Source organism: Pseudoclavibacter sp. CFCC 13611 (genome assembly GCF_008831225.1).
Taxonomy (GTDB): Bacteria; Actinomycetota; Actinomycetes; order Actinomycetales; family Microbacteriaceae; genus Pseudoclavibacter_A.
In genome coordinates this window covers 438,314-455,191 of the sequence record NZ_WBKE01000001.1, presented here as the reverse complement: position 1 = coordinate 455,191, position 16,878 = coordinate 438,314, and the positions used below count along the sequence as shown (strand labels likewise).

Annotated in this window: 15 protein-coding genes; 4 read left to right on the top strand and 11 right to left on the bottom strand. The window is 64.2% G+C overall.

From position 1 onward, the window contains the following. Positions 1-17: 17 nt before the first annotated feature. Positions 18-677, bottom strand: a complete 660-nt coding sequence (locus tag F8O08_RS01980; protein WP_158038783.1) for a response regulator — start codon at positions 675-677, stop codon at positions 18-20. Next, entirely contained in the window at positions 674-2,491 is a 1,818-nt protein-coding gene (locus F8O08_RS01975; protein ID WP_192497685.1) for a sensor histidine kinase, read from the bottom strand. Before F8O08_RS01975 ends, F8O08_RS01980 begins: the two co-directional genes overlap by 4 nt. A 239-nt stretch (positions 2,492-2,730) precedes the next feature. Between F8O08_RS01975 and F8O08_RS01970 the strand changes: the two genes are divergently transcribed. Further along, the gene (locus tag F8O08_RS01970; protein ID WP_158038785.1) at positions 2,731-4,062 is read left to right on the top strand and encodes a CitMHS family transporter; all 1,332 of its coding nucleotides are present in this window, start codon (positions 2,731-2,733) and stop codon (positions 4,060-4,062) included. An 18-nt stretch (positions 4,063-4,080) separates the two neighbouring features. On the opposite strand, the gene F8O08_RS01965 is transcribed toward F8O08_RS01970, so the two are convergent. The 8 genes from F8O08_RS01965 to F8O08_RS01930 all read right to left on the bottom strand — a co-directional run bounded on the left by F8O08_RS01965 (position 4,081) and on the right by F8O08_RS01930 (position 12,276). Continuing rightward, positions 4,081-5,076 (bottom strand): LLM class flavin-dependent oxidoreductase, encoded by a 996-nt coding sequence (locus F8O08_RS01965; RefSeq protein WP_158042409.1) that lies wholly within the window; start codon positions 5,074-5,076, stop codon positions 4,081-4,083. Positions 5,077-5,644: 568 nt separating this feature from the next. Beyond that, complete coding sequence (locus F8O08_RS01960; protein WP_158042408.1) at positions 5,645-6,610, bottom strand: alpha/beta hydrolase; 966 nt, start codon at positions 6,608-6,610, stop codon at positions 5,645-5,647. A gap of 497 nt (positions 6,611-7,107) precedes the next feature. Next, complete coding sequence (locus F8O08_RS01955) at positions 7,108-7,977, bottom strand: transporter substrate-binding domain-containing protein (protein WP_158042407.1); 870 nt, start codon at positions 7,975-7,977, stop codon at positions 7,108-7,110. A 153-nt stretch (positions 7,978-8,130) separates the two neighbouring features. Further along, positions 8,131-8,925: an amino acid ABC transporter ATP-binding protein gene (locus F8O08_RS01950; protein WP_158038789.1), complete on the bottom strand. Its 795-nt coding sequence runs from the start codon at positions 8,923-8,925 to the stop codon at positions 8,131-8,133. Next, entirely contained in the window at positions 8,918-9,607 is a 690-nt protein-coding gene (locus F8O08_RS01945; RefSeq protein ID WP_158038790.1) for an amino acid ABC transporter permease, read from the bottom strand. Before F8O08_RS01945 ends, F8O08_RS01950 begins: the two co-directional genes overlap by 8 nt. Beyond that, the gene (locus F8O08_RS01940; protein ID WP_158042406.1) at positions 9,588-10,247 is read right to left on the bottom strand and encodes an amino acid ABC transporter permease; all 660 of its coding nucleotides are present in this window, start codon (positions 10,245-10,247) and stop codon (positions 9,588-9,590) included. Before F8O08_RS01940 ends, F8O08_RS01945 begins: the two co-directional genes overlap by 20 nt. A 739-nt stretch (positions 10,248-10,986) precedes the next feature. Then, positions 10,987-11,490, bottom strand: coding sequence for a prepilin peptidase (locus F8O08_RS01935; protein WP_158042405.1), 504 nt, complete (start codon positions 11,488-11,490; stop codon positions 10,987-10,989). Positions 11,491-11,730: 240 nt separating this feature from the next. After that, positions 11,731-12,276, bottom strand: a complete 546-nt coding sequence (locus tag F8O08_RS01930; RefSeq protein ID WP_192497684.1) for a PASTA domain-containing protein — start codon at positions 12,274-12,276, stop codon at positions 11,731-11,733. Between the two features lie 126 nt (positions 12,277-12,402). Here F8O08_RS01930 and F8O08_RS01925 point away from each other — a divergent pair, with 126 nt between their 5' ends. Further along, complete coding sequence (locus F8O08_RS01925) at positions 12,403-13,194, top strand: SOS response-associated peptidase (RefSeq protein ID WP_158042403.1); 792 nt, start codon at positions 12,403-12,405, stop codon at positions 13,192-13,194. An 894-nt stretch (positions 13,195-14,088) separates the two neighbouring features. Here F8O08_RS01925 and F8O08_RS01920 read toward each other — a convergent pair. Then, entirely contained in the window at positions 14,089-14,805 is a 717-nt protein-coding gene (locus tag F8O08_RS01920; RefSeq protein ID WP_158042402.1) for a TetR/AcrR family transcriptional regulator, read from the bottom strand. Between the two features lie 62 nt (positions 14,806-14,867). Between F8O08_RS01920 and F8O08_RS01915 the strand changes: the two genes are divergently transcribed. Next, entirely contained in the window at positions 14,868-15,197 is a 330-nt protein-coding gene (locus F8O08_RS01915) for a nuclear transport factor 2 family protein (protein WP_158042401.1), read from the top strand. A 9-nt stretch (positions 15,198-15,206) separates the two neighbouring features. Beyond that, a complete protein-coding gene (locus F8O08_RS01910; RefSeq protein ID WP_225733531.1) occupies positions 15,207-16,373 on the top strand; it encodes a low temperature requirement protein A in 1,167 nt (388 codons plus the stop codon). Positions 16,374-16,878 lie beyond the last annotated feature (505 nt).

The window sequence follows — 16,878 nt, the reverse complement described above, 5'->3', positions numbered from 1 at the left end:
CCGCTTGTCACCGCGTGTCACCGCACGAGTCGGTACCGATGCTCCGGGCGTCCGGCCTGCCCGTACTGCAGCTGCACCTGCACGATGCCCTCGCCCGCCAGCGTGGTCAGATACCGCTGCGCCGTCGACCTCGACACTCCGATCGAGTCGGCGACCTGCTGGGCCGACACCACATCCTGTGCCTCTTCGAGCGCGGTCACGACCGCACGCTCCGTCTCGGAGCGCGACCGCGGAGCTGCCGCATCGCCGCTGTGCAGAATGCGCTGGGCGCGCTCGACCGCCTCTTGATCGATCTGAGTGCCCTCGCGCAGCACGCGTCGATAGCGCAGATAGGCCTCAAGCCGCGCGGTGAGCAGCGTGCGCGCAAACGGTTTGATCAGCATGCCCAGTGCACCGCTGCGCAGCACCTGCCGCACGGTCACAGCGTCATTCGCCGCGCTCAGGACAAAGGCGTCGACGTCGATCTCACGCAGCAGCGAGATCCCGCTGGCATCCGGAAGATACAGGTCGAGAAGCAGCAGATCGGGCTGCTCTTGACGCACTGCCTCGATCGCCGCACGCCCTGAGTGAACCGGCTCCAGAGCACTGAACCCCTCCACAGCGTCGACGTATCGCGCATGCAGGTCGGCCACGCGAAAGTCGTCGTCGACGATGAGCACCCGATGATCGGTCATCATTCCTCGTTCTCTGCATCGTTCACGGTGGCACACTGCTGAACCTCGACCTCGACCGTGTTGGGCAGGCGTGCGCAGAACACCGCGCCGCCGTTCTCTGTTCGCGCGGAGGCCACCCACACGTCGCCTCCCATTCGCCGGGCGATCTCACGACTGAGCGGCAGCCCGATGCCTCGGCCGTGGGCGCCGGCCAGCAGACCTCCGTGCTGTGTGCGGATGCCGCCCGACAGCCCGCCTGCGGTCTCGCCGAACTCACCGGCTCGGGTTTCGACAGACGGTACGGCATCGAGCGTGTACAGCTGTTCCGTGGTCGTGACGAACGGATCGATGCCGTCAGGCACGCCGTCACCGGAGTCGGCGACGACCAACACACATTCGTCTCCGTCATTCATGATCTCGACCTCGACCCAAGGCTGTGCGGCGACGTCGTCGTTCCTCTCGGCATCGATCGCCGCACGCAACGCGTTGTCGACCAGGTTGCCGAGCACGGTGGCGATCGTCTCGGCGTCGTGCACCCGACCGTTCAACGCCGTCTCTGAGCCGACGGTGAGCAGCACGCCATGTTCTGCGGACTGCGTGCCCTTGGCACCGAGGAACGCCTGCAGATACGGATCGCTGACACGGTCGAGATGCCGCACCGGGTATCGCAGCGGCCCGTGTTCGAGCAGCCTGCCCAGATACCGCCGTGCCTCGTCGACCTGCCCGACCTCGAGCAGACCGTGCACCGCATGCAGACGGTTCGCGAACTCGTGACGCTGCACGCGCAGGGCCTGACTCATCGCATCCACCGCCTGCAGGCGTTCGGTCATCTGCAGCACGTCGGTCTTGTCTCGCAGAATGACCACGCAGCCCACATCGTGACCGCCGCGGCCCACAGGTCGCACGTCTGCGAGCACGACGCGACTCGCCACGACGGTTTCGAGCGCGCATCCACGTCGATCGGCCAGCGTTCGGCGCACGGCGCGATGCAGGTCCTCGGGCAGTGGGAGGTCATTCCATCGGCGTCCGGCCAGCGCTCCGTCGCCGATCAGGCGAATCGCGACGTCGTTCGCCGTGGTGACGGCACCGTCGTCGCCCACACCGATCACGCCTTCGTCCACGCTCTCCAGCGTTGCCTCCTGGTTCTGCGCGAAGCTCACGAAGTCTTCGGGCCTGACCCCCAGAGTGAGCCGCCGCAGTCGCCGCCAGACCAAGATCGATGCGACGACGCCGAGCAGCACTGTGCCGAGTGCGGCGAGCGCAACCGGCCAGAGAGCAGCGGGGAGCCCGGACCAGATCAGATCGCGAGACAGTCCGACGCTCACCTCGCCGATCACCGAACCGTCAGACGGTGAGCGCAGAGGAACCTTCGCACGTGCGGATTGGCCGAGCGTTCCGCGCTCTTCGATCTGAACTTCTTCTCCCTGCAGCACGGGCCCCATGTCGGTGCTCACCGGCCGCCCGATCTCGTCCGGGTTCGGGTGCGAGAGACGAATGCCGTCGCGGCCTGCCACCACGACGAAGAGGGCTCCCGTTCGCTCCCGCACGGCCTCCGCAGTGCGGGCCACGTCGGTGCGAGCAGAGACGGCTTCGGCCGCCTCAGCGTCTGAATGATGGATGTCGTCTCGGCTGAGTTCGACGGCGCGCTGCACCTGAGGGTCGCTCGCGACGCTGCGCGCGATCGCAGTCGACTCGGCCTGCGCCTGGTCGAGACGCTGCTGCCAGGTGATCCAGCTGAACGCGCCGGAGAGCACAAGGGCGACGCCGAGCATCATGACCAGCTGCAGCACGATGATCTGGCCGGTGAACGACCAATGGCGGCGGGGCGTGCGGGTCATGAGCTCCTTTTCTCGGCCGATAGGCATTCAGCCTAGCGACACCTCGATCATGACACCTCGGTGACCACACAGTGTCGTGCACAGAATGCACACAATAGGTTTTTCGCGACTTTCGCAGTCCAATGCGTACAACCGCGCCCGAAGCCCCGGGCCCGGCCTACTCTGACGTCGGCACGCCGCTTCTGTTTCCCCGCAGGGCGGAGTGCTGCTTTCTCGACAGCGCTGACAAAGGAGTCACTATGCTCGTCATTCTCGGGTTCGGGATGATCCTCACCTTCATGGTGCTGATCATGACAAAACGTCTCTCGCCCGCCGTGGCACTGATCGCGGTGCCCACGATCTTCGCCCTGTTCACCGGCATCGGCTGGGGCCTCGGCGATGCGATCACGCCGGCGGTCAAAAGTCTGGCACCGACCATGGCGCTGCTCACTTTCGCCATCGTGTTCTTCGGCACCATGCTCGACGTCGGCCTCTTCGACCCGCTTGTGCGCGGCATCACCAAGGTGTGCGGCACCGACCCGGTGAAGATCGTGGTCGGCACCGCCGTGCTGGCGGCCGTCGTGTCGCTCGACGGCGACGGGTCGACCACATTCATCGTCGTCACCTCTGCACTGCTGCCGATCTACCTCAAAATGGGCCTGAGCCCTGTGGTGCTGACCTGCGTCGCCGGTCTGGCCAACGGCACGATGAACATCATTCCGTGGGGCGGCCCCACAGTGCGAGCCGCTGCGGCGCTGCAGGTCAGCGCGACAGACGTCTTCGTGCCGATGCTCCCCTCGCTCGGCGTCGGGCTGCTGGTGATGCTCGCGTTCGCCTGGCACCTCGGCGTGCTCGAGCGGCGGCGTCTGGCAGCGGCCAACGGCTTCTCAGGCTCGGTGAACACCGAAGTGCTCACGACCGTCTCACAGGACAGCCTGGTCAGCGGCATGCTCGACCCCGACCGCGAGAAGCGTCGCCCGAAGCTGTTCTGGTTCAACGCCGTGCTGACCCTGGCCGTGCTGGTGCTGCTCGTCGTCGACGTGCTGCCGCTCTACTACGTCTTCATGCTTGGCACGGCGCTGGCCCTCATCGTGAACTTTCCCAAGCCGAGCGCGCAGTTCGAGCAGCTCGTCGCCCACGCATCCAGCGTGCTCTCGGTGGTCTCGATGGTCATGGCCGCAGCCGTGCTGATCGGTGTGCTCGACGGCACGGGCATGGTCGACGCGATGTCGAACTGGCTGGTCTCGATCATCCCGAGCTCACTCGGCCCGTACTTGGCGGTCATCACCGGCGTGCTCAGCATTCCGATGACCTTCTTCATCAGCAACGACGCGTTCTACTACGGCATGCTGCCGGTGCTGGCGCAGAGCGCCCAGCAGTTCGGCATCGAGCCCGTCGAGATGGCCCGGGCCTCGATCATCGGGCAGCCGTTCCATCTGCAGTCGCCGCTGGTGCCCGCCATCCTGCTGCTGGTCACCCTGGCCAAGGTCGACTTGGGCGATCATCACAAGAAGGTGCTGTGGCGGGCGGCGGCCGTGTCGATCGTGATGCTCGTCGTCGGCGTGCTGGTCGGAGTCATCCCCTTCGGCTGATCGGCCTGGGGCTGCCACCTACCATGCCTCCGCAAGCAGGCGCATGCTGCGCAGCCGATCTTCCGGATCGTGCGCGTACGTCACCGTGATGAGCTCGTCGGCCCCGGTCGCGGCCGCGAGCGCGCGCAGTTCCGCAACCACGACATCCGCCGAACCGACCGCACGCACCCGCAGCATCGCGTCGCTGAGCCGCTGCACCTCGGGCGGCAGCGATTCGGGGTCGACCGCGGGCTGAAGCGGCAGGCGCGCACCGGTGCGCACGCTGACCATCATCTGCTGCACGGTCGTCCACAGGCGCCGAGCCTCCGCGTCGGTCGGTGCGACCATCACGTTCACGCCCACCATCACGCGCGGGCGGTCGACCTGGGCAGTGGGAGCGTCCGCGTTGAACTCAGCGCGGTAGGTCTCGAGCACCTGCTGCATGCCGTCGGGCGCGAAGTGCGACGCGACCGCGAACGGCAGGCCCATCGCGCCGGCGATCGACGCGCCGACCGGGCTCGATCCGAGCACCCAGATCGGCACGTTCGTTCCGGCCGAGACGCCCGAGACCACTGGTGCGCTGAGCGCTCGGCCTTCGGGGCCGAACCAGCCGATCAGATCGGCGATGTTGCGCATGACCGCCTGCGGAGCCGACCCCGAACGCGCGAGCAGCGACGAGGTGGTCGGGTCGGTGCCCGGGGCCCGCCCGATGCCGAGGTCGATGCGCCCGGGGTGCAGCCGCGCGAGCGTGCCGAACGCCTCGGCGACCATGAGGGGCGGGTGGTTCGGCAGCATGACTCCGCCCGAGCCCACGCGGATGCGGTGGGTGTTCGCCGCCGCCCGCTCGATTAACAGGTCGGTTGCGCTCGCTCCCAGCTGCTGGGTGTTGTGGTGCTCGGCGTACCAGTACCGTTCGTAGCCGAGCTCGTCGGCCAGCTTCGCCGCGTCGAGTGACGCGTCGAACGCTGCGTTCATGTCGCTGCCGGCGCTGACCGGCACGAGGTCGAGCACGTTCAGGGGAATGTCGTTGCGCATGAGGCTCCTTTTGCCGTGGACCGTTGTTGGCGCAGCTGCCCGCAGCGGCTCCTGCCGCAGACGACTGTGGACTGCGGCAGCTTGCGGTCTGCTGCCGAGAACTCGCCTTGAGTCGCAACGCATCTGGGCCCGGGGTTCTTCCCTGTGCCGGCATCCCCCTCCCGGTTCCTCCCTGTGCCGGCATCACCGGGTCTTCGGCGCGCGGGCTCCTCTCCCCTGCTCAAAGCACAGAACGTGTGACCTTCGACCGAGCAAGGCCACACCTGCTACGCACTCACGCCGCATTCGACAAATCCTGCGCACTCAGCGCCGCACACACCTCCGAACCCCACCGAAAGTACAGAAGGCGCGACCATCAGCAAGCGACGCCCGCACCTTCTGCGCACTCACGCCGGGCAGACCGCCCTGCCGCATCCAGACATGACAAATGCCGCCCCACACCTTCCAGACATGCCAAATTCCATGTCTCGATGTCAGGGGGGCGGCATTTGCCATGACTCGATGGAGTTGAACCTTCACCTACATGGTCGGCACGGGCCAAGGCGCCATTTACCCTAGCCCGATGCCCTCAGACTCGGCGAATCGCCCGCGCCCTGTTCGCACGCGCGACCTGCGCCAACTCCGTCTCCGGCGCAAGCAGCTCCCAGGCGTGCGGCACGCCTGGATAGACGCACAGCTCCACCTGCACACCCGCGTGCAGCAGTCGCTTCGCATAGTCGATGTCTTCATCGCGAAAGATATCGAGCGTACCCACATCGATGAACGCATCGGGCAGCCCGGAGAGGTCAGAGGCCCGACCGGGCACAGCGTAGGGCGAAGCCGGCTCCAACGCTCCGGCGCTGTCTCCGAGCAGCGCCTGCCACCCGGTGATGTTGTCTTCGAACGTCCACGTCAGAAACGGCGCAATCGCGGGGTCGGTCACCACGGTGCGGTCATCGAGCATCGGGTAGATGAGAATCTGCTTCGCAAGCTTCGGGCCGCGCCGATCACGTGCCATCAGCGCGAGCCCGGCGGCGAGATTGCCACCGGCGCTGTCCCCGATCACGAAGAACCGATCTGGGTCGCCGCCGCCGAGCTCGTCGAGGTGCTCCCACGCCCAGACCAGGCCTGCGTAGGAATCCTCGCTCGGCGTCGGGTGCGGATGCTCGGGCGCCAGCCGATAGTCGGGGGCGAACAGCGGCACACCAGCCTGAGCTGCGTAGCCGGCGATGATCGGAGTGTACTGCTCGATCGTGCCCAGGATCATGCCTCCGCCATGTGTGTAGACCCCGAACGCGTCCGACTGTCGCTCCCGTGGGGTGAAGAGTCGACCGCGGATGCTCTGGCCGTCCCCGACCGGAATCTCGTGATCCGAGATGGTCACCTCAGTCTCGTCGAAAGGCTCCTCTCCGGTGCCCAGCAGCCCTTTGAAGGCCTCACGACGACCTTCGATGTCGCCGACGGCGGGCAGTTCAGTGTCTGCGGTCGGTTCGCCCCCAGTGTGTTGAGCCGCAAGAAATGCGGCGTATTCAGGATCAACAGCCAGTTGGGTCATGAGCAGCTCCTCTGTTATCGGCACCCTGTGCGGGTGCATCGCTATGGGACAGCGTGTTCCTGTGTCCCTGTGTTCTGGCAATGCGTGTTCCCAGTGTTCTGAAAATGCGAGTCGCCAGTGTTCTGAAAGTGCGAGCCGCCAGGCTTCTGAGCCTGTGTGCTCATGGTTCTCGCATTGCGCACACACGAGTGAGTCTGCTCTCACTCAGGGCAGCCGCACCAATCAAATACGACAACCGACCATTTCAACGGCGAGAGCGCAGAACCTGCGACCACCAGACACGGGTCCCGCACCTTCTACATTCTCGACGCCGCCTTCAACAGGTTCTGCACGCTTGACACCGCGTGCCACAGGTTCGACGCACTCGCGCCACGTTCAACAGTTTCTACACACTCGCGCCGCACAAACAGAAGAGGCCGGGCACAATGCCCGGCCCCATCCGGCCAAAATCCATCAGCTCGAGCCCGTCCGGCCGAGACGCGTCACCCGCAGCAGACCTACTTCGTCTGTGCAGCAACCTCATCCCGAGTCAACACCACGTCGTCGGGCTTCACGTCGTCTGTGAAGAACTGCTTCAGCTGGTCGTTGTAATCCTGCTCGAAGAATCCCTCGTCGGTCAGCGACGAGATACGCTCATTGACCCACTTCAACAGGTCGGCGTTGCCCTTGGCCACGGCCGGCGCGATGAACGACTGGTCGCCCAGCTGCTTGATTCCCACGGTGAACCCAGGGTTGTCCTTCGCCCACGAGTACAGATACGTGTTGTCGTCGGCCAGCGCCGCCGCACGCCCGTCTTTGAACGCCTGGAACTGCTGCGTCTTCGAGTCAAACTTCGTCTGCTCGATCTGCGGAAAGTTCTCAGTGAAGTACTGCTCGGCCGTTGTCCCCTTGTTCACCGCGAGGGTCTTGCCCTCCAGCTGCGAGGGGTCGGTGATTGCAGCGCTCTCTGGCGACGCCACCCCGATCGAGACCTTCATGTACGGCGTTCCGAAGTCGACGACCTCTTTGCGTTCGTCGGTGACGGTGAAGTTCGCGAGCACCAGGTCAGCTTTGTCAGACCGCAGCGAGTCGACCCGCGCATCCGCATTCACCGGCACCCACTCGACCTTGACGCCCAAGTCTTTGGCCAGCCGCTCGCCCAGCTCGACGTCGAAGCCGGTGTTCGTGCCGTCGTCTTTGGTGTAGCCGTATGGCTTCAGATCGGTGAACGTCGCAATGCGGATCGTTCCCTTGTCTTTGATCTGCTGCACGGTCGCACCGGTCTGCGCGCCGTCAGAGCTGTCTGAGCCGCTGCCAGAGCAGCCTGCGAGCGCGAGGGCCGCGATGCCTACGGTGGCGAGGGCGGCAATGGTCTTGCGAATCTTCATCTGTGTCTCCTGTGTCTGGTTGTCAGTCGTTCGTCTTCTGGTGGGTCGAAATTCATGCGGATGTCATGGTCGCGCCCGACGTGACCTCGCGTCGCGACCCGAGCGACGACGTGGGCCTCAGAGGTGTTCGAGAGGTCGACCGGTCGCCCGGCATCACTCGAGCGGGGCCATGCTGGCCAGGAAGCGCTGGGCGCGTTCAGTGCGCGGATGCTGGAAAAACTCCGCTCCGGAGGCACGCTCTGCGATGACCCCGCCGTCGAGAAAGAGCACGGTGTCGGCGACACGACGAGCGAACTCCATCTCGTGAGTGACGACGATCATGGTCATCTCGCGTTTGGCGAGGCCGAGCAGAATCTCGAGCACCCCGCGCACCATCTCGGGGTCGAGCGAGGCGGTGACTTCGTCGAAGAGCATCAGGTCGGGCTGCATTGCTAGGGCGCGTACGATCGCGACGCGCTGCTTCTGCCCGCCGCTGAGCTGCCGCGGGTATGAGTCGCGGTAGTCGCTCATCTGCACCTGGGCCAGCAGTCGGTCGATCTCGACGTCGACCTCGGTACGATCGCGGTGCTGCACCCTCGTCGGGGCCAGCCTGATGTTCTCGGCGACGGTCAGATTCGGGAAGAGATCGTAGCTCTGAAAGACCATGCCGATACGGCTGCGCAGCGGCTGCCAGGCCTTTTCCTGCGCACGGCCGGTGCGCTTCGAGCCGGTGCCCGAAGCCATGTCAACGACCACGTCGCCATCGAACTCGATGCGCCCGCCGTCGATCGTCTCGAGCCCGTTCAGGCAACGGATCAACGTGGACTTGCCCGACCCCGACGGGCCGAGCAGCACCTGCACGCTGCCCTTCGGCACCTCGAGAGACACCTCTTTGAGCACGTGCCGGTCACCGTACGACTTGGCCAGGTCGCGCACCTCCAGCAGCGATCGTTCAGCGGATTCACCCATGAGTGCGCTCCTTCGTTCTGCGCTCGAGTCGGCTCGCGAACATCGCCAGCGGCCAGCAGACGACGAAGTAGAGCACGAAGATGAAGAGGTAGATCCAGAATGGCGCGTCGGGGGCGGTGTCGCGGTTGGCCTCCATGATCTGCTGACCGACGCTGACCACGTCGAGCACACTGATGAGCAGCAGCAGCGAGGTGGTTTTGATCACGCGGGTGGCCAGGTTGATCGTGGCCGGCACCATCAGCACGATCGACTGCGGAATGCGCACGTATCGCAGCTGCTGCACCGCGTTCAGTCCCAGCGCACGCCCGGCATCCACTTGATGGACCGGCACCGACACTAATGCACCACGCACCACGTCGCTGATTTCTGCCGCAACCCACAGCGCGAACGCGACCACCGCGATGGTCTCGCCGCCAACCTGCACACCGAGCTCACGCGGCAGAATGTAGTAGAAGAGGAAGAGCAACACCAGCGTCGGGATGATGCGAAAGAACTCGAGGTAGAGCCGCAGCACAGTGCGCACAATGCGACTCGGCAGCAAGCGCAGCGCGCCCAGCACGATGCCGAGCGGAATGCCCACCAGCAGCGAGAGCGCAGCGATGCGCACCGACACCCACAGCCCGCCGAGCAGCCGCCCGAGAATGGTGGGGTCGAGCAGCAGCTCAATGCCCGAAGGAACCACGGCGCACCCTCCTCTCGAGCAGCGTCAAACCGATCGACAGCGGCACCAAGATGATCGCATATGCCACAACAAGCATGAGCAGGTACTCGTCGGTGCGGTAGTACATGCCGATCAGGTAACGCGCGGTGTTCGTCAGCTCGGGCACCGCGATCACGGTGAAGATCGAGGTTTCTTTGACGAGAAAGATCATGTTCGCGGCGACGGCGGGCACGCTGAGCCCCAGCCCCTGCGGCAGGGTGACATATCGGGCACGCTGCCGGCGTGTGAGACCGAGTGCGCGCGCCGACTCTTGCTGAATGGCGGGGATGCCGCTGAAGCCACCGCGAAACGCCCCGGCCATGTATGCCCCGCCCATCAGCGCGAGACCGATGATGGCACAGGCCTGAGCCGGCAGTTTGATGCCGACGACTGGCAGAGCATAGTAGAGAAAGAAGAGGTGAATCAGCAGCGGGGTGTTGCGCAGCAGCTCTTCATACGTCGCGGCGACCTTGGCGGCGACCGGCACGTCGAATTCACGCACCAGCGCGGCGATCGCCCCGATCACGACGGCGAGCGCAATGCCGACCGCCGACAGCCACAGGGTCGTCCAGAACGCGTCGGCGAACAGCGGCAGCGCCTTCTCGATGACCGACCACTTCACTGTCGATCACCTCCGGCCTCTCTGTGTCTGCTCGCGTCGTGGTGAGGCATCCCTCATTGTGCGGATGCCGTGTGCACGCGACGCGATCGACTTGCGCCGTCAGTCTGCGTGGGCACAACCTGTATAGGCTACGGGTTTGCTGGCAGGCACGGAAGTCAGCCTGCAACACTGTGTAACAGTGGGTGCGACGCCGGCGCTGGGCTCGCCGAAAGTGCAGAGGCTGAGGCCGTGCACCACCAGCACCCGCGCTCGGTGGGCCATGATCACTGAGACGACGCCGTTCGCCCAATCCCGCAGAGTCGGGTTTTGCGGCATCGCATCAACGAAGGCTTTGACAGTCTCTTCATAACACTAGGTGAGCAGCTCTTCAAACAGATCCGGTAGCGATGGAAAATGGTGCATCTGGCCAAGCGGGCTCATGCAGCACCACTTCGCAACTGAGTGCACGCTCAGATTCTCGGGGCCTTCTTCTCGGATCAGCGCGTGCGTTCGATGATCTCGGCTTTGCGCTGGGCTGGTTCAATTCGGCGTGCCAGTGAACACTCCGCACGGCTCTGATGGGCACCATTGCTCCTGTCTGTTCGAACTCGGCAACGAGTCGTCAAAGGCCCCACCAACATCGCTTCATCAGCCACGCTGTTGCTGTAGCGCGAGTCGATGCGCAGGACCTGATTTCGCGGACACCTGGAGTTCATCACCTCGCTAGCCACCCCCGCGCATCAGCCGACAGCACCCTGCTTCAGAGCAAGCGAATCGGCATGAAGGCTGTTATCAGGGCCAGACCAGCACCAATCGCCATGTGGGGCCCAAAGGGGATGCTGGAGTTGCGCCGCGCCCGCCCGCTCAGCAGCAGCATTGTGGCGAACGCTCCGCCTAGGCAAAACGGCAGAGCGAAACCGAGCAGTGCGGTCTGCCACCCGTGCCAGCCCAGTACGAGCCCGATCAGCCCAGCGTACTTCACGTCTCCAAGCCCGAGCGCACGAGTCGTAACAACGGCTACAAACAGATAGAACATGAGCATGATGACTGAGCCAAGCAGCGCGGCGCCAAGCCGCTCCCAGCTACCGGGCTGTGCGTCTGCGGCCATGTCGGCCGCGGCAGCGACGTACAGCACGACGATGACTGCACCGCTCGGGTACACAACACAGTTGGGAATGCGTCGCGTACGCACGTCGCTCACACTGAGCGCCACGCTGGCTAGCACGAAGAAGGCCGCCGCCGACCACGTCAGAGTCTCAAACATGCTCCACGGTAGTCAGAGCCGCGGCTTCTGCTCCTACCCTTCAGACGAGCTGTGGACTCTCGCTGCCAAGAAACCACTCTGTGTAATACCGTCCAAGCGCACTTGCACGCGTATTGATCATCAAGCACACCGCGCGGCTCACGCGCGGCTGCCGCGAACGGCCGCCTGGGCGTTCAACACGAAGGCATTGGCCTACGTGTCAGCATGACTGCGGGGGCGGCTCGATCGCAACGGCGCTGCTCAGGAGACAGTGATCGAATCGACGCGCGGCGCTGCGTCAGAGCCGGAGACATGGCACTCAACGACCTGGTCTTTGCGCTTGGTTCCGTATGCGTTCTTGATCGTGGTCGTCGCTTTCACGACTCGGCTGTCGCCCACGACGCGATCGTCCAGCATCCCGATGATCCAGTGCGCTTTGACCCCATAGGGGAACTGTGCTTTGCCCGCCTGTGTGCACGCTACTGAAGCCCCGCCAAAGGTCAGCCCGCTGGGTGTGGCATCTAACCTCTCCGATACCGCAGGTTCAGGTGCCTCAGGCGCGTCTTCATCCGTCGCATTCGGTGCAGCAGGGTCCGTGCTGACAACCGTCCAGTTCTCGGGAGCGAGAACGGTCTTGTCCCCACCGTCCCACTTGATGCGCAGCCCGACCGACTCGATAGTCTGCTTCGCAGAATTACCCTTCTGCCCCGACAAGTCAGGAATTGTCACGCCCACAGCGGATGGCGAGGCGGCGGCATCGTTCTTTTTCTCCTCGCCGCAGCCGACGACTCCTGCAGCAGCAACCATGAGTGCCATGGCGGCCGCATCGAGTCGACCATATTTCTGCGTCATACCTGTGGTCCTACCGTGCGTCTACACAGCGAGAATCGGCCGCAGTCCACCTCGTCACTGCCCACCCACTACGCTCGAATCATGTGCGGACGCATCGTTCAGACCAAGACCTCAGACTATGTCGCTCTGTTCGACGTCGACCAGGACGACACCGCCAACTTCACCCCGACATGGAATCTCAAGCCGACCCAAAGCGCACTGGTCGTCGCAGACGGAGACAAAGACGGCATCCGCCGGCTCACGCCAGCACGCTGGTCACTGGTGCCGACCTGGTCGACAGAGCTGAGACTCACGTTTCCGACGTTCAACGCACGCATCGAGACTGCCGGGCAGAAGCCGACCTTTCGGGCGTCGATGAAGCGCCGGCGCTGCGTCTTTCCGATCGATGGGTATTACGAGTGGCAGACCGTCGGCAAGACCAAGACGCCGTACTTCGTGCATGCCGGCTCGGAAACGACGCCACTCGCGCTGGCCGGGTTGTACAGCTGGTGGCGCGACCCGAGCGCGCACGCCTCACACGATGCGCCCACAACGGGAGGCAGGGGCGGTTCTGCGGCGAGCGCTGCGCCAGACTCGGCGGCGGATGCTTCACGCGAGCCCGGCGCACACGGTGACGGCTGGGTGCTCACCGCGACGGTGCTCACACAGCCCGCGGCGCCGGAACTCGATTGGCTGCACGATCGCATGCCGGTTGTGCTCGATCCTCATGTGTCGGGCAGAGGGCTCCTCGATGCGTGGCTCGACCCCAACGTCGACGGCAGTGACCTCGCACACGACGTGGAGGCCGCGAGCGCAGCAGCGGCTGAGTCGATCGTCTGGCACCAGGTCTCTCCGCTACGTGGTGATGGGCCCGAGCTGATAGCACCCATTTGACCAGGAGCAAGCCCCGCAGAACAGCCCAATTAACCTCGGGGCCCCGCTGGCCTCGGAGTGCACCACTCTGCGGGCTGGAGTGCCCTGCGGTGGCGGAAGCCCCTATCCGATCTACAGTTCTTGTGGCAAAAGCCGACGCAAACCACGAAAAGTGCCCACCACGCTGGCTGGTCAGTGAACGGCGCGGCCGACGCGACAACGGGGGAGCAACCCCCGCAAATCTCGCAATGTGATCCGCAGTGGTTCTCAGCAGATCCGCAGACAGCACGCAAGGCGGCAGATTCAGCGCAGATTCATAGATACGTTGTCGATGAGCCTCCGGTCGGGTTCGCTGCACAGTGCACCGCCCCTTTGCATTGCACAGCGGCCCGACCGGCGTTCAGAAGATGACCGGGACCGCCCCTAAGTGGACAGACCGCGAGGCTCGCGCGGTCGGAAGCCGAACTGGTCGCGGACAAGACCGAGCGAAACACCCTCAAGACGAAACGGGACGTTCTCCGTCAGGCGGCGAGGCGTTCCACCGGGGGCGGGCAAACTGATGCACCGTGTCCAGTCCATCCAGACTACTCATCCACTCACAGCACGAAGCAGCAGTGTGAGGTGTCCAGATCGCCAGGCCGTTAGACTTGAAGGGATGGCGACGCCCCTGGGCAGGTGGCCAGAATCCCGGTGAGTCAGTCCCAGACAGTGCGGATCCACCGGGCGCAGCACTCTGAACAGGGCGGCGATCACGCCTGCATAGCACCGCGCCTCGAGAGAATGTTGCTGCAGCCCGAACGGGTGCACCATCAGCGGGTCGCGCGGCGATGCGTGAGCATCAGCTCGCGGGGATCCTGTTGCGCCGCAGTGCAGACTCGACGTTCCCGGCGCAGTCATGGCACCGGTGTCCCTATCTCACCGAGGATGCTCTCCGCTGTCATCCGCATCAGCAAGACGCTGCAGCCACGCCCTAAACAGGGCCGTCTCCGGGGCCCCCAAGACGCCTGGGTGCGCAGCGGCATACTCCATCAACAAGTGCGCAGAGCGCTGCCTGGCATGACCGGCGGCTTCTTCATGCACTCCAGTAATCGCAGCGATAGCACCTTCGCGTACGGCAGCACTCAGATCAGGGTCAGGTCGTGCGTAGATGATCTGTCTGAGCGTGACTCCGATGTTCGTCGCGAGGATGTGCGCGGCGGCCTGATCGGCTGGCACGACGAGCCTGTGTTGTGCTTCGGCTCGTCGCATCAGCTCGAGCAGAATCTGACTCGGACGTGCGTTCGCCGGAGAAGGATCCCCCGGACGAATCTTGCCGTACATCAGCGTGTAGAACCCTGGGTTCGCGAGGCCGAACGCCACGTGTGCATCCCAGCCCGCGCGGATGTCCTGAATCGGATCACCCGAGCTTTCATGCGATTGCTTCTCGGAAACATACAGGTCGAATCCATAGGCGACGACGGCATCCAACAGACCTTGTTTGCTGCCGAAGAAATGATAGAGCGTCGGCATCTTCACGCCCACGCGATCACAGATCTCACGTAGAACGACATCTTCGCCAGGAGAAGCCGCTATCAGCTCGGCCGCGGCTTCGATGAGCCGGGTCCTTGTCGTCCCTTTGCCTCCTTGTATCATGTTGATATATTAACCCATATCAGAGATATACAGTCGCGCAGTCAAGACAGACAGGTATGCCCATGCCCAGCCAACAGATTCCAGAACCAGTAGCGTCGTTTATCGACGCGGTGAACCGACACGACGCTGGCGCGTTCCTCGACGCCTTTGTCCCAGATGGCGAGGTGGACGACTGGGGTCGCGTGTTCTCCGGGCGCGCGGCGATCAAGACATGGAGCGACAAAGAGTTCATTGGCGCCACAGGCACATTGACCCCGACCGAAGTCACGCAGCGAGGCACCACAGTGACCGTCGTGGGCGATTGGTCGAGCACGTTCGCCAACGGTCTCAGCCGCTTCGATTTCACAGTCACTGACGGCAAGATCTCCCGCATGACGATTCGCGAAGGCTGACCTGTGGCAGTGACCTCGAGTTCACACCTGTTTCCATTGCACCCACGCGACCCAGCACAGGCGCATCGCGCAGCCAGCCCGCTCGAGCTCTTCTTCGATCTGGTCTTCGTCGTCGCCGTCTCGTTCTCGTCGCAGCAGCTGCATCACCAGGCAGCCGAAGGGCATCTGGGTTCGGGCGTGCTCGGTTACCTCATGGTCTTCTTCGCCATCTGGTGGGCGTGGATGAATTTCACCTGGTTCGCCTCGGCCTTCGACACCGACGACTGGCTCTACCGAGTGCTGACCATCGTGCAGATGGCCGGAGTGCTCGTGCTCGCCGCCGGAGCCGCAGACGCGATGCATCAGCACGACTTCACCCTCGTGACCATCGGCTACATCGTGATGCGTCTGGCGCTCGTCGTGCAGTGGCTGCGCGCGGCGTCTGGCGACCCTGCGCTGCGTCAGACCGCCGCACGCTACGCCGCGGGCATCACCTTCGTGCAGATCCTCTGGGTCGCGCGCCTGTTTCTTCCTGAGCAGATCAACTTCATCGCATTCTTCGTGCTGGTCGCCGCCGAGATCGCCGTGCCGATCTGGGCCGAGGCTCATCGACGCACACCGTGGCATCCCCAGCACATCGCCGAACGCTACAGCCTCTTCACCCTGATTCTGCTCGGCGAGTCGATTCTGGCGTCGGCCAACGCGGTCGTGACTGCAGTCGACGAGCATCAGCACATTCCCGACCTGCTCACCGTCTCGGCAGCCGGCCTCGCCATCGCGGCTGGCATGTGGTGGGTCTACTTCTCACGCGAACAACACGACCAGCTCACCGGCCTGCACTCGGGCCTGGTCTTCGGATACTCGCACTACTTCATCTTCGCCGCAGCTGGAGCCTTCTCTGCCGGAATCGAACTCATCATCGACAGCGCTGCCGGCCATGCTGAGGCCTCGCCACTTGCCGCGACGGGTCTGCTGACAGTCCCGGTGGCCGTCTTCATCTTCGGCATCTGGATGCTGGCGTTGCGTCGGCGGATGCGACCCGCAGCGAGTGGCACGCTGCTCGTTGGCGTGGTGGTCATTCTCGCCGGCATGCTGCTGCCTCCACTTGCAGCCGTTGTTGTCGCCGCGGTGGGAAGCGTTGTGGCCGTGGTGGCGGTGCAGCTTCGAGCGCCTTCCACAGAAGCCGTCACTGCCTGAGAACTTGCGAACGGTCTGAGCATTCACGACCCGAAACGGTTCACAGGCTCACTCGTTTCAGCCCGTCACAGCGGCTGCCGATGCGCCGCCAGAACCTTTCGATAGATCGAGACATGTGAAATGTCGGCCCAGCCGATCGAAACATGCAAAGTTACATGCCTGGATGCTCTCAGCCCACATTTGCCATGACTGGGTGAGACACTCTTGATCTCTGTTGCACTTCGAAAGATTCAGGCCCAGACGTCTCGAACGACACCGCCTACTGAGGCGTAACCTTCGCTGCGAACGCCGAGGAATCCGGCGTCGACAGTGACCTGGGAACGTCTGACCATTCTGGATTGGGCCTACATCGGGGGGGGGGGAGAGACAGCACGGAGACGCTGACCGTCACCGGCATGCCCCAGCAAATCGTCGCCTCCGTATGAGCCGAGCGAACCGGTGACACCGACGGCCTGACTCCGGGACAAAGTAACTGCGCTTCAAATGGCGGCAGGCCCAGAAGTAC